The organism is Streptomyces sp. A0592 (genome assembly GCF_004795115.1).
Taxonomy (GTDB): Bacteria; Actinomycetota; Actinomycetes; order Streptomycetales; family Streptomycetaceae; genus Streptomyces; species Streptomyces erythrochromogenes.
In genome coordinates this window covers 79639-91946 of record NZ_SSBM01000011.1, presented here as the reverse complement: position 1 = coordinate 91946, position 12308 = coordinate 79639, and the positions used below count along the sequence as shown (strand labels likewise).

Here is a 12308-nt window from a genome sequence, read left to right as displayed (position 1 = left end):
AACGATCTGGAGTCATCTTGTCGGAATGGCTCGTCCTGTCCCTCGCGATGGCCGCGGCCTGTGCCGTGGTGCTGTCCATCGCCTTCTTCAATCACCGCAGGATCGGCGAGGACGACGATCCGAACGAGACCCCGGACGTCATCGAGTACATGACGATGATGATCGGGGTGATCTACGCGATCGTGCTGGGCCTGGCGATCGCGGGCGTCTGGGAGGGCCGCGGGGCCGCCCAGGAATACGTGCGCCAGGAAGCGCAGGCCCTGCACGAGATCAGTGTCCGCTCGCAGGTCTACCCGGCCGAGGTCCGGGCGAGGATCCGCTCCGACGTGGACGCGTACGTGACCTACGTGGTCGACACCGAGTGGAAGGCGATGGCCGACGAGGGCGAGCTCACGGACCGCGGCGGGGAACTGCTGGAACGTATCCGCCGCGACGTCACCGACTACGAGCCGCAGACCGACCACGAGGGCCAGGCCTACCAGCCGCTCGTCGACCAGGTGGCGGTGGCCGACGACGCCCGCAGCGCACGCGGCGCCAGCGCCGGGGCCACGATGCCGGGCGTGGTCTGGTTCGGGCTGATCACCGGAGCGCTGGTCACCGTGGGCCTGATCTTCACCCTGCAGATCAGGCGTTCGTTCCGGGAGATGCTGCTGGCCGGGCTGTTCAGCGCGCTGATCGCGTTCCTGCTGTTCCTGATCTGGGACTTCGACGCGCCGTTCGGGCGGGGCATCTCGGCGACCGCCGAGCCGTTCCTCACGCAGTTCTCCCACCTCGACCTCGGCGGCTGAGGCCGCCCGGCAAACCGGGGGCGGGCCTCCCGTCCCCGGTTCGGCCTACGGCCGTGCCCCATTCGCCCGTTCCTGATCGCGGGCCCCGCCACCCGGACCTAGCGTGGCGGACATCGAGGCGCACGAACCCCACCGTGCGGAAACCGTTCCGCGGATGCTCCTCGGGGATCCGGAGAATGAACCATGGGTGCGATACGTACCTCCGCCACCGCCCTGCTGAGTGCCGGCGCCACGTTCGCCGTACTCGCACTCGGAGCCCTCGGCGCGCCCGCCGCGTCCGCGGCCGATACCCGGCCCGAGGCGAGAACACCGGCGGGAACAGGGGCAGGAGCACAGGCCGGGAAGCAGGCCAGGGCCCGCGCCCCGCAGGTCACTTCGTTCGGTTTCACCCTCACCCCCTCGACCGTCGCCCCCGGCGGCCAGGTGGTGCTCGCGGTCAGCGCCTGCAACGCCGCCTACTCCACCGCCTCCTCCGGTGTGTTCGACACCGTGAGCATCGCGCGCGGGCAGAGCGTACGGGCCACCGTCGACCGGGACGCCCGGCCCGGGGCCGTGTACTCCGTCTCCTTCACCTGCAACGGTGAGACGGGCTCGGCGGATCTGACGATCGCCGGCGGTACGACCAGGCCCACGACGAGTTCCACGAGGACCGCCACGGCCACCGCCGCCGCGACGACCCCGGCCACGGCCCCCGCCACCACCACCTCCGCCCGAGGTGTCCGCGGTGGCCTGGGCGGCAGCGTCGCCGGGATGGACCCGGTGGAACTCGGTGCGGGCGCCGGTCTCTTCCTCGCCGCCGCGGGCGCCACCGCGTACGCCCTGCGCCGCAGGGCGTCCGGCCGCGGTCATTGAACCCCGCGCGCAGCTGCCCCTCCACCGCCGGTCGCCCCGGGTCCTCTGGGAGGACGCGGGGCGACCGGCGGGAGCGGGCGGCGGTGCCTTACCGGGAAGGCCGACCGGTCAGCTCCGGCTCCGCAGCGGACGGCGGCGGCGCATCACGTGGGCGCCCGCGCCCAGGGCGGAAGCGCCGACCAGGCCCGCGCCGATGGCCGTCTCGGCGGTGGACGGGCCGAAGGAGCCGCCGATGCCGCCCTGCGAGGGGTTGCCTTCGAGGATCCGGAAGCGGGCCGTGGCGATGAGGTTGCTGTCGTTGCACTTGACCGACAGCGTGTGGGTCCCCGGAGAGGCGTGGTTGAAGACCCGCACGGTCGCGAAGCCGATCGATCCTGCGGACAGGTTGGCCGGCGGAAAGTTCCCGTGCGAGGTGACGGTACCGCCGTGACCGCAGCCCGCCGCGCTCACCTGCATCGTCGAGCCCTGGTGCACGGCGTACGGGTTCACCGAGATGTTGCTGGGGCCGTTCCCGCCCCCATTCCCACCCCGGCCCCCGGGATCCTGGTTCGCGGAGGCGAGCGGGGCACTGAGGCCGAGGGCGGCACAGGCTGCCGCCGTCACGGTAAGAGCGCGCAAGACACGCATGGTGGAACCTCCAGCGGGAAGCGCCCCGGAGCGTCGGCCCCGGATGATCGACGAGAACGCCTCCCACGTCGAACCCTCCGGTCGTCCCGCAACCTCCGCATTTCCGGCTTTGGGCCGCCCGGTTGAGCGACACGCCGAAGCGCGGGCGGCCCGGCTGACGGATCCGCAGGTCACGACCCGTCAGGCATTTATGTGACGATTACCTGGATGGGCGCATCCCTTCCGGCCCCCTATGGCCCCCTCCGCGGGCCCGGCCACCCGTTCGCCCCTCCCCCCTCGCCGACCTGCCGCCCCGGCCTTAGCGTGCGTGAAGCAGGGCGTACAGGGGTGGGACAGGAACGCGGGTCGGGACCCCCGCGTCGGGAAGGGAGAGCGATGGGCGAGGACGAGACAGGGCAGTCACGCAGGCGCTCACCGTGGGGCGCGATCGCCCTGGTCATGCTCACCGGCCTCGCCATGGTGCGAAACGGCGTGAACATCGACGACGGACCGCCCCAGCCCACCGCGGCCTCGGCCGTCGCGGTGACGGCCGACCAGTTGCCGGCGAATCCGCCGAAGCCGCCCGCGGACATGGAGCTGCTGGAGCACTCGTCCGTGCAGCGCATCCGGATTCCCACGATCAACGTGGACGCGCCGGTGATGACGGTCGGGCTGGACGCGGAGGGCTGGATCGACGCACCGCCCCCGCAGGAGCGCAACCTCGCGGGCTGGTACCTCAACGGCATCTCGCCCGGCCAGCGGGGCTCGGCGGTGATCGTGGGCCACGTGGACAACGCCCAGGGCCCGGCGGTCTTCTACGGCCTGGGCTCGGTCAAGCCGGGCAACCAGATCGAGGTGGAGCGGTACGACGGGCGCACGGCGGTGTTCGAGGTGTACGGGGTGGAGGTCTTCTCCAAGGAGGCCTTCCCCGGAGCGCGTGTGTACGGGGACACCGGGCACGCGGAACTCCGGGTGATCACCTGCGGCGGCGGCTACTCCAAGGCGCGCGGGTACGACGGCAACGTGGTCGTCTTCGCGCGGATGGTGGAGTCCCGCTGAGCGGGGGCGGGGCCGGGCTTCCCCGGCCCCGCCTCAGCCGGAGGCCACGGAGGACAGGGTCGGCAGCGTCATCCGGTAGCCCCGCGCGATCAGTTGGGGCAGGTAGGAGGCGATGGCCTGGACGCTCTGCGTCCGGTTGCCGCCCGCGTCGTGCGAGAGGACGATCGCGCGGGGGCCGGCGCCGCGCAGGACCCGGGAGACGATCGTGGTGGTGCCGGGCTCTTCCCAGTCCAGGCTGTCCACGGTCCAGGCGAGCGGCTCCATCCCCAGCTCGGCCCCGATCTCGAAGGCGGCCCGGTTCCAGGCCCCGTAGGGCGCCCGGAACCACTGCGGCGCCTCGCCGACGGCCCGCTGCACGACCTCGCTCGTGCGGCCGATCTCGGCGGCGAGGGCGGGCCGGCTCAGCTTGGGGATGAGCGGGTGGGTCCAGGTGTGGTTGCCGATGACGTGCCCCTCGGCGACCATCCGGCGCAGCAGGTCGCGGTTCTCCGCGGCCATCTCCCCGCAGACGAAGAACATGGCGCGCACGCCGTGGCGGCCGAGGGTGTCGAGGATGGCCGGGGTGTAGCGGGGGTCCGGCCCGTCGTCGAAGGTGAGCACCATGGAGCTGTCCGAGCTCGCGTCGGCGGGGAGTTCCAGGATGGGCCGGGTCCGCACGGCAGGTTTCACGGTGGCCGGGCGGGCGGGGGCGTCCGCCGTCATGGGGCGCAGCCGGTAGGCCTTCTCGGGCAGCGCCCCGGGGAGTCCCCCGGGCCCTGCGGCGAGGTTCGGGCCGGGCCCGGCGGCGGGCCCCGGTGCACCGCCCGCGCCCGGCCCACCGGGCGTCGTGGGCGTCCCGCCCTCGATGCCGTTGCCCGTGGTGATCAGTCCGGCGGCCGCGACACCGAGGAAGACGGCGGTACGCAGGAGCACGCGCCGCCCTACTGTCGGCTCGTCTTTTTTCATTATTACTACGTATCAACGACATCCCCGCGGATGTCGAGAGGCACGGACGTGCCCCGTTTCGCTCACCCGTGCGGACCAGTCGCGCGGGCCGTCGCGCACACCGGTCGTGCGACGGTCAGCCGCGCCGTACCAGGGGGAAGGGGAGGGTCTCGCGGATCGTCAGGCCCGTGAGGAACATGACGAGCCGGTCCACTCCGATGCCGAGGCCGCCCGTCGGCGGCATCGCGTATTCGAGGGCGTCCAGGAAGTCGTTGTCGAGCTCCATGGCCTCGGGGTCGCCGCCGGCCGCGAGCAGGGACTGGGCGGTGAGCCGGCGGCGCTGCTCCACGGGGTCGGTCAGCTCCGAGTAGGCGGTGCCGAGCTCGGTGCCGAAGGCGACGAGGTCCCAGCGCTCGGCGAGCCGGGGGTCCCTGCGGTGCTGGCGGGTGAGCGGGGAGACGTCGGTGGGGAAGTCCTTGTAGAAGGTGGGCAGTTTCGTCCTCTCCTCCACCAGCCGCTCGTACATCTCCAGGACCACGTCGCCGCGGGTGTCCTCCGGTCCGTGCGGCACCTTGGCGCGGTCGCACAGCCTGCGCAGCACGTTCTCCTCGGTGTCGGCGTCGACCTCCTCGCCGAGGGCCTCGCTGATGGCCCCGTACATGGTCTTCACCGGCCAGGTCCCGGAGATGTCGTGGACGACGAGCTTCCCGTCCGGCCCCGCCTTGTGGGCGATGGGCGAGCCGAAGGCTGCGGTCGCGGCTCCTTGGATCAGTTCGCGGGTGAGGTCGAGCATGACGTCGTAGTCGGCGAAGGCCTGGTAGGCCTCCAGCATCGTGAACTCGGGGTTGTGCTTGTAGGAGACGCCCTCGTTGCGGAAGGTGCGGCCCATCTCGAAGACCTTCTCCATGCCGCCGACGCAGAGCCGTTTGAGGTACAGCTCGGGTGCGATGCGCAGGTAGAGGTCGAGGTCGTAGGCGTTGATGTGGGTGCGGAAGGGCCGGGCGTTGGCGCCGCCGTGGATCTGCTGGAGCATCGGGGTCTCGACCTCCAGGTAGCCCCGGTCGAGCAGCCCCTGGCGCAGGGCCTGGACCGCGCTGGAGCGGGCCCGTACGACGTCGCGCGCCTCGGGGCTGGCGACGAGGTCGAGGTAGCGGCGCCGGACCCGGGCCTCGGGGTCGGCGAGACCCTTGCGCTTGTCGGGGAGGGGGCGCAGGCACTTGCCGGTGAGCTGCCAGGACCGGACCACGAGGGAGGGCTCGCCGGTCCTGCTGGCGCCGGGTTCGCCGGTCACGAGGACGTGGTCGCCGAAGTCGACCTGGGCGGTGAAGGAGTCCAGCACCTCGGCGCCGGCCTCGTCGCGGGTGAGCATCAGCTGCAGGTCGCCGGACCAGTCCCGCAGGACGGCGAAGACCACGCCGCCGAGGTCGCGCACGACCATCACGCGCCCGGCGAGGGTGGCCTGATCGGCGGTGCGGGCGCCGGGCGGGTGACTCGGGTGGGCCGCCTTGAGCTGGGCGACGGTGTGGGTGCGCAGGGGGATCCCGACGGGGTAGGGGTCGGTGCCGGAGGCCCGGATGCGGTCCAGTTTGGCGTGGCGGACGCGCACCTGTTCGGGCAGCCGCTCCTCGGAAACGCCGGGGAGCTCCTCCCCGACCGCCTCCAGGCCCAGGGAGTCGATCGGGGGCAGGCCCTCGGTGGTGGCGGGGGCGGTGACGCCCTTGGGGTGGCCGTTGCCCCACAGGGTGCGCAGGCTGGGTACGGAGACGAAGCCCTCGGCGATGCCGGAGGCGAGGCTGACCCGGGCGAGCGAGCCGGCGTCCTGGTAGCAGAGGAACCGCGGGTACCACTCGGGGCCGTACTTGACGTTCGAGCGGTACAGCGCCTCCAGCTGCCACCAGCGGGAGAAGAAGAGCAGCAGCTTGCGCCAGACCTTCAGGACGGGGCCGGCGCCGATGCGGCCGCCCTCCTCGAAGGCGGAGCGGAAGACGGCGAAGTTGAGGGAGATGCGGCGCACGCCGAGGCCGGGGGCGGCGGCGCACAGTTCGGCGACCATGAACTCCATGACCCCGTTGGGCGCGGTGCGGTCGCGGCGCATCAGGTCGAGGGAGATGCCGTCCCTGCCCCAGGGGACGAAGGAGAGCAGAGCGATCAGCTCGCCGGCGGCGTCGAAGGCCTCGACCAGCAGGCAGTCCCCGTCGGCCGGATCGCCGAGGCGGTCCAGGGCCATGGAGAAGCCCCGTTCGGTCTCGGTGTCCCGCCAGCGGTCCGCCCGGTCGACGATGGTGCGCATCTCGTCCTCGGAGAGGGCCGAGTGGCGGCGGATCACCGTGGTCGCGCCCGCGCGCTTGACGCGGTTGACGGCCTGGCGGGTGACGCGCATGTCGCGGCCGTCGAGGTCGAAGTGGGCGACGTGCAGGATGGCCTCGTCGCCCAGTTGGAGGGCGCTCAGCCCCGAGCGGGCGAAGGCGGTGGCGCCGTCCTCGGAGGCGCCCATCACGGCGGGCTGCCAGCCGTGGCGGCCCGCCACGGCCAGCCAGGCGTCGATGGCGGCGGTCCAGGCGGCCGGGTCGCCCACCGGGTCGCCGCTGGCCAGGCAGACGCCCGCCTCGACGCGGTAGGTGACGCCGGCCCGGCCGTTGGGGGCGAAGACGACGGCCTTGTCGCGCCGGGTGGCGAAGTAGCCGAGCGAGTCGGCCCGCCCGTACGCGCCGAGGAGGGCCCGGATCCTGGGTTCCTCGTCCCCGTGCAGGGCGGCGGTCAGCCGCTGGGAGCGGAAGAGGGTCGCGGCCGCGTTGAGCAGGGCGAGCGCGCCGAAGAGGCCGAGGAGGAAGTACAGCGGCCGCGGTGGGCGGCCGTCGAACTCCCGGGCCGAGAAGAGGCCGCCGAAGACCTGTTTGGCGGCCCAGTCCAGCCACTGGCCGCGGGGCAGGGTGCCGGGGAAGAGGGCGACGAGCGCCCAGCCGAGGAGGACGGCGGCGAGCATGCCGAGGCCGAGCACGATCAGGGCGTGCCACAGCGCCCCGGGCCGGGACGCGGCGTAGAACTCCTTGCGGGCGGCGATCAGTACGGCCATGGCGGCGACGGCCAGTGCCATGGACGAGATGCCGATCCAGTAGTCGCCGACGGCGATGTCCAGCAGGTCGTCGACGATCAGCAGGGCCAGATAGGTGATGACCATCCACCAGGCGACCTTCTTGCGGGTGCCGAGGGCGGCCGCGAAGAGGAACAGGAAGACGGCGTAGGCGAGGTTGGCGCTGACCGGTACGACGATCAGGTCGAGGAAGCGCACGACGTGCCGCAGGAGGCGCCGCAGCGTCGGGGAGAGCGAGAGCAGCGCGCACAGCAGGCCGATCGTCCCGAAGAACGCGCCGAACCCGTCGGGCACCCGGTTCAGGAAGCGGTTCCGGGTCCCGTGCGTCTCCTCCGCGGTGGCACTCATGGTTCGCACTGTAGGGAGGGGTGCGGCGGTGCGCTCGCCGAGCGGGTGGGGGCGTCCCGCGCGCAACGGCCTATCCTCGCAGGGTGACGGAGCACGTGAACACGGGATTCGAACGCGGTACCGACGGCCCGAAGGTGATCCTGGCCGGGGTGGACGGTTCGGAGTCCTCACTGCGGGCGGCGGCCTACGCGGCGGGGCTGGCCCGGCGGCAGAACGCACTGCTGGCGCTGGTGTACGTCCAGCCGGTGGTGGCGGCCGGGGCGGCGCTGGGCGCGCCCGTGGCCGACACGACCGGGGAGATCGCGGAGGGCCTGGTGGCCGAGATCCGCGCGTCGGCGGAGCGGCTGAAGGGCATCTACGCGGTGCGCTGGGAGTTCCACACCTTCCGCGGCGACCCCTACGCCGGCCTGGTGAGCGCGGCGCAGGAGCTGATGGCGGACGCGGTGGTGGTCGGCGCCTCGGAGCAGGCGGGCCACCGCATCGTCGGCTCGGTGGCGATCCGCCTGGTCAAGGCGGGCCGCTGGCCGGTGACCGTGGTCCCCTGACCGGGCCCGCCGCCCGGGTCCGGGCGGACCGCCCGGCACGATCGGGAAGGACGTCCCACCCCTACTGGGCCGGCTTCAGGCCGTCCTTGGCGGCGCCCCGGCCGAGGACGGCCTCGGTGATCTCGTCCCGGGCGGCCTCGTAGTCCTCCCGGCCGGGATCCTTCGCGAGGGCGTCGGGGAGGTGGACGACCCGGCCGGCGGACAGGTCCATCATCTGCGGCACGAACTCGGCCTTGGTGACCTGCCAGCGCTGCCCGGCGGCGGCCGGCGGGGCGAAGGTGAAGCGGCCGATCGAGCCGTAGTTGCCGCGCATCTCGCGGGCGCCCGTGTAGTTGAACATCTCGCCCGCCACCTGGTCGCCCATGCCGTAGACGATCCAGGTCCCGTTGACCTTCTCGTAGGGCTGCGGGATGTGGGCGTGCGTGCCGAGGATCATGTCGATGTCGGGCCGGCCGGCGGTCTGCGAGGCGGTCAGCGCTTTGCCGAGCGAGAGCTGGGTCTCGTCCGGTTCGGTCTGCCACTCCGTTCCCCAGTGCACGCTGACCAGCACCACGTCCGCGCCCGCCTGCCGGGCGGCCCGGGCATCGGCGATGATCTTGTCCTGCTTCATCAGGTTGACCGCCCACGGCTGGCCGTCCGGCAGCGGGTAGCCGTTGGTGTCGTAGGTGTACGCGAGGTGGGCCACCGTGGCCGAGCCCGCCGTGTACGTGGTCACCGTGGCCGCCTCGGCCGCCGTACGGGCCGAGCCGGCGTGCCTCAGGCCGACCTTGTCGAAGCGGTCCAGCGTGCGGCGCAGCCCGGCGGCGCCGTCGTCGAGGGTGTGGTTCGAGGCGGTGGAGCAGCCGTCGTAGCCGGCGTCCTTCAGACCGTCGGCGACCTCCGGCGGGGACTTGAAGGCCGGGTAGCCGGAGAAGGGTCCGCCCTCCTCGCCGTAGATCGTCTCCATGTGGCAGAGGGCCAGGTCGGCCCCCGAGACCAGGGCCTTGACGCCGGAGAACATGGGCCTGAAGTCGTAGCCGTCGTCCTGCGCGTCGTTCGCCGCCCGCTGGATGACCGAGGTGTGCGGCAGTACGTCGCCGCTCGCGACCAGGGTGAAGCCCTTGGCGGCCGGCGCCCCTCCGGCGCTGGAGGGGGCCGGCGGGCCGGATTCCCCGAGGCGGGCGGGGGCGGTGTCCCCGGCGGCCGAACAGCCCGCCGCAGCTGCGGACAGCAGCAGGGCGGACAGGAGGGCGGCCGCCCTCGGCCGGGTGCGCGTGGTCATCAATCGGCTCCCATTTGTATGACTATCTGACATGTCATCATCTGCAATCCATATAACAACACGCAGTAAGTCAAGGATCGGATCCGCACCGTGCCGACGGGCTCACTCCGACGGCGGACACGGCAGCGCCCTGTGCCGTTCGCCGCGCCGTTCGACCGTTCACCGACCGGCACGGCCGCCCGTCGGACCACCCGGGTACTTGGGCGCAACACCGGGGTCCGACGGTTCCGGGTCGGCCCGCCGCAGGTCAGGGTGGACGGGGCGCCGCCCCCACGGACCCCCGCGCACCCCGGAAGGAGCCACTCGTGCCGCTCTCCCCCACCCTCCCGCGTACGGATCCCGAGGCACTCGCCGAACTCCAGCGCGACCACGGGCGGGCCCTGTTCGGTTTTCTGGTCGGCCTCACGGCCGGCGACGCCCAGCGCGCGGAAGACCTCGTGCAGGAGACCCTCGTACGGGTCTGGCAGCACCCGGAGGCGCTGGCCAGCGGGCACGACTCCATGCGGCCCTGGCTGTTCACGGTGGCCCGGCGGCTCGCGATCGACGCCCGGCGGGCCCGGCTGTCACGGCCCCTGGAGGTGGACCCCGAGGGCCTGGAGCAGGCACCCGCGCCCGAGGACGCGGTGGCCGGCTCGGTCACGGCGATCGACGTGCGGCGGGCCGTGGGGTCGCTGGGGCCGGAGCACCGCGAGGTGCTGCTCCAGGTCTACTTCCGGGACCGGTCGGTGGCCGAGGCGGCCGCCGAGCTCGGCATCCCGGCAGGGACCGTCAAGTCCCGCACCTACTACGCCCTGCGCGCCCTCAAGATGGGCCTCCAGGGGTACGGCTACGGTCTCGGCGCCTGAGCAACGCGTCCCGGAACGCCGCGAACGGATGCGGACCGGACAAAAAGCGCCGGGAATTCGACATAAGACCGTCCAAGTTGAGTAAACATCCCCCGCTCCGTGAGCCGCTCGGTGAAGGCTCGGTGCTGACGACGGGACGCTCGACGCGCGGGAGAAGGTGGAACGGTGCAGCCCGAGGGTACGAACGGCACCAGTGACGGTGGGCTCGCGGTGCCCATGGCCTGGCTCTATGCCGAGTACATCGCCGACGAACTGCTGCGCACGGGCAGGCTGATCCCGGTCAGCACCCTGGAGTTCCGGGCCGGACGGGACACGCTGGCCCTGACCATCTACCTCTCCGACGCGGCCGGCGAGCTGTCCGGGATCCGCGTGGTCTCACAGCTCGACGAGTGGTTGTCGCTGACGGCGTACGGGCACCCCTGGCGCGACTGGGTGCACACCCGCTTCCTCGACCTGGGCGAGGCGGCCCGGGAACGCGGCCGCGGCGAGGACCCCGACCTGGAGCTGGCCCGGGCGGCGTGGCGCTGGCTGGACGGCACCGAACTGTTCGCGACCAATCTCGACCCGGGGCGGCACGGCCACGCCGACACCCCGCCCGGACTGGACGAGAACGCGCGCGTGTGGACCCCGGCCTGGCAGCTCGGCCTGCCCCTGGGCCACTTGGCGATGCACCTGTTCTGAGCGGCGGGAGACGCGCTACGGGGACTTGTCGGCCGGGTCCATCACCAGGCCCGTGAAATCCGCCTCGTTGCGCTCCGCCCGGCGGACGTACCACCGGGCGATCAGCCACATCACCGGATACACGAGCAGGCCGAGCACGAGCCAGACGAGCGGGCCCGCCCGGGCCCGCTCCACCACGAACACCAGCGGCAGCGACCCGACCAGGGCCGCCAGCGCCGCCAGCGCACCGAGGCCCGCGCGCAGCTGGCTGCGCATGAGGGCCCGTACGTAGGTGGCCCCGAGGGTGGTCTGTTCGGAGATCTCCGAACGCGCCGGGGTGTGGGCGGGCGCCCGGCGGCGGGCGCCCCGGGGCACCCCGGTGACGATCTCGCGCCGGGGCGGCGCCTGCTGCTGCTCCTCGGCCATGGTGCCGGAGTCTACGCAGCGCCCCGCTACTTGAGGAGGCGCGAGAGCCGCCGGTCGGCCAGCGGCTTCCCGCCGGTCTGGCAGGTGGGGCAGTACTCCAGCGAGGAGTCGGCGAAGGACACCGAGCGGATGGTGTCGCCGCACACCGGGCACGGCTCGCCCGCCCGGCCGTGCACGCGCAGCCCGCTCCTCTTCTCGGCCTTGAGCTTCCCGGCGGCGACCCCGTGCGCCCGGCCCACCGCCTCGCGCAGGGTGTCCCGGACCGCGGCGTGGAGCTGCGTGATCTGCTCCTCCCCGAAGGAGGAGGCGAGCTTGAACGGCGACACCCGGGCCGCGTGCAGGATCTCGTCGCTGTAGGCGTTGCCGATGCCCGCGATCACGCTCTGGTCCCGCAGGACGCCCTTGATCTGGCGCCGCTCCCCCGCGAGGAGCGCGGCGAAGGCGTCCCGGTCGAAGTCCTCGGCGAGCGGATCGGGGCCGAGGCGGGCGATGCCGGGCACCTCCCGGGGATCGTGGACCACGTACACGGCGAGCCGTTTCTGGGTGCCGGCCTCGGTGAGGTCGAAGCCGCCCCCTCCCTCAAGTGCGACGCGCAGTGCCAGCGGCCCCTTGCCGGGGCGCGGCGGCTGCTCCGGCAGGGTGTCCTGCCAGCGCAGCCAGCCGGCCCGGGCCAGGTGGGTGACGAGGTGGAGCGCGCCGATCCGCAGGTCGAGGAACTTCCCGTGGCGGGCGACGGCTCCGGCCGGCTGCCCTTCGAGGACGGTCAGCGGCGGGTCGTACGTCTTGAGCACGCTCACCGCGAGCGGGAGGACGCGCTCGACCACCCGCCCGGTGAGGTGTTCGTCGAGGTACTCGCGCAGGGCCTCGACCTCGGGCAGCTCCGGCATGGTCCCAGCCTGCCGC

The 12308-nt window shown here is 72.8% G+C and carries 12 protein-coding genes; 6 read left to right on the top strand and 6 right to left on the bottom strand.

Going from position 1 to position 12308, the window contains the following annotated elements; translation table 11 throughout:
- Positions 1–17 precede the first annotated feature (17 nt).
- Complete coding sequence (locus E6U81_RS18000) at positions 18–788, top strand: DUF4239 domain-containing protein (RefSeq protein WP_136231104.1); 771 nt, start codon at positions 18–20, stop codon at positions 786–788.
- A gap of 183 nt (positions 789–971) precedes the next feature.
- Complete coding sequence (locus E6U81_RS17995) at positions 972–1640, top strand: hypothetical protein (protein WP_136231103.1); 669 nt, start codon at positions 972–974, stop codon at positions 1638–1640.
- Positions 1641–1748: 108 nt separating this feature from the next.
- Here the strand turns inward: E6U81_RS17995 and E6U81_RS17990 are convergent, their stop codons facing one another.
- A complete protein-coding gene (locus tag E6U81_RS17990; RefSeq protein ID WP_136231102.1) occupies positions 1749–2267 on the bottom strand; it encodes a hypothetical protein in 519 nt (172 codons plus the stop codon).
- Positions 2268–2642: 375 nt separating this feature from the next.
- Here E6U81_RS17990 and E6U81_RS17985 point away from each other — a divergent pair, with 375 nt between their 5' ends.
- Entirely contained in the window at positions 2643–3305 is a 663-nt protein-coding gene (locus tag E6U81_RS17985; RefSeq protein ID WP_136231101.1) for a class F sortase, read from the top strand.
- Positions 3306–3338: 33 nt separating this feature from the next.
- Here the strand turns inward: E6U81_RS17985 and E6U81_RS17980 are convergent, their stop codons facing one another.
- Positions 3339–4250, bottom strand: coding sequence for a polysaccharide deacetylase family protein (locus E6U81_RS17980; protein WP_136231100.1), 912 nt, complete (start codon positions 4248–4250; stop codon positions 3339–3341).
- Positions 4251–4365: 115 nt separating this feature from the next.
- A complete protein-coding gene (gene lysX / locus E6U81_RS17975) occupies positions 4366–7668 on the bottom strand; it encodes a bifunctional lysylphosphatidylglycerol synthetase/lysine--tRNA ligase LysX (RefSeq protein WP_136231099.1) in 3303 nt (1100 codons plus the stop codon).
- A gap of 83 nt (positions 7669–7751) precedes the next feature.
- On the opposite strand from lysX, the gene E6U81_RS17970 reads away from it, so the two are divergent.
- Positions 7752–8213, top strand: coding sequence for a universal stress protein (locus tag E6U81_RS17970; RefSeq protein ID WP_136231098.1), 462 nt, complete (start codon positions 7752–7754; stop codon positions 8211–8213).
- Positions 8214–8274: 61 nt separating this feature from the next.
- Here the strand turns inward: E6U81_RS17970 and E6U81_RS17965 are convergent, their stop codons facing one another.
- On the bottom strand, positions 8275–9474 hold the full coding sequence (locus tag E6U81_RS17965; RefSeq protein ID WP_136231097.1) for a CapA family protein: 1200 nt from the start codon (positions 9472–9474) through the stop codon (positions 8275–8277).
- A gap of 305 nt (positions 9475–9779) precedes the next feature.
- Between E6U81_RS17965 and E6U81_RS17960 the strand changes: the two genes are divergently transcribed.
- Positions 9780–10319 carry a sigma-70 family RNA polymerase sigma factor gene (locus tag E6U81_RS17960; RefSeq protein WP_136231096.1) on the top strand — a complete coding sequence of 180 codons (540 nt, stop codon included), beginning with the start codon at positions 9780–9782 and terminating at the stop codon, positions 10317–10319.
- A 216-nt stretch (positions 10320–10535) separates the two neighbouring features.
- Positions 10536–11000 (top strand): hypothetical protein, encoded by a 465-nt coding sequence (locus E6U81_RS17955; protein ID WP_051892804.1) that lies wholly within the window; start codon positions 10536–10538, stop codon positions 10998–11000.
- Between the two features lie 15 nt (positions 11001–11015).
- On the opposite strand, the gene E6U81_RS17950 is transcribed toward E6U81_RS17955, so the two are convergent.
- On the bottom strand, positions 11016–11405 hold the full coding sequence (locus E6U81_RS17950) for a hypothetical protein (RefSeq protein ID WP_136231095.1): 390 nt from the start codon (positions 11403–11405) through the stop codon (positions 11016–11018).
- Between the two features lie 26 nt (positions 11406–11431).
- Positions 11432–12292 carry a DNA-formamidopyrimidine glycosylase family protein gene (locus E6U81_RS17945; RefSeq protein ID WP_136231094.1) on the bottom strand — a complete coding sequence of 287 codons (861 nt, stop codon included), beginning with the start codon at positions 12290–12292 and terminating at the stop codon, positions 11432–11434.
- Positions 12293–12308: the final 16 nt, after the last annotated feature.

Excerpts from the sequence above, each read along its gene's own strand:
- E6U81_RS17995 (WP_136231103.1), top strand. The coding sequence starts at position 972 with ATGGGTGCGATACGTACCTCCGCCACCGCCCTGCTGAGTGCCGGCGCC.
- E6U81_RS17955 (WP_051892804.1), top strand. The coding sequence starts at position 10,536 with ATGGCCTGGCTCTATGCCGAGTACATCGCCGACGAACTGCTGCGCACG.
- E6U81_RS17980 (WP_136231100.1), bottom strand. The coding sequence starts at position 4,250 with ATGAAAAAAGACGAGCCGACAGTAGGGCGGCGCGTGCTCCTGCGTACC.
- E6U81_RS17990 (WP_136231102.1), bottom strand. The coding sequence starts at position 2,267 with ATGCGTGTCTTGCGCGCTCTTACCGTGACGGCGGCAGCCTGTGCCGCC.
- E6U81_RS17950 (WP_136231095.1), bottom strand. The coding sequence starts at position 11,405 with ATGGCCGAGGAGCAGCAGCAGGCGCCGCCCCGGCGCGAGATCGTCACC.
- E6U81_RS17945 (WP_136231094.1), bottom strand. The coding sequence starts at position 12,292 with ATGCCGGAGCTGCCCGAGGTCGAGGCCCTGCGCGAGTACCTCGACGAA.
- E6U81_RS17985 (WP_136231101.1), top strand. The coding sequence starts at position 2,643 with ATGGGCGAGGACGAGACAGGGCAGTCACGCAGGCGCTCACCGTGGGGC.
- E6U81_RS17965 (WP_136231097.1), bottom strand. The coding sequence starts at position 9,474 with ATGACCACGCGCACCCGGCCGAGGGCGGCCGCCCTCCTGTCCGCCCTG.
- lysX (WP_136231099.1), bottom strand. The coding sequence starts at position 7,668 with ATGAGTGCCACCGCGGAGGAGACGCACGGGACCCGGAACCGCTTCCTG.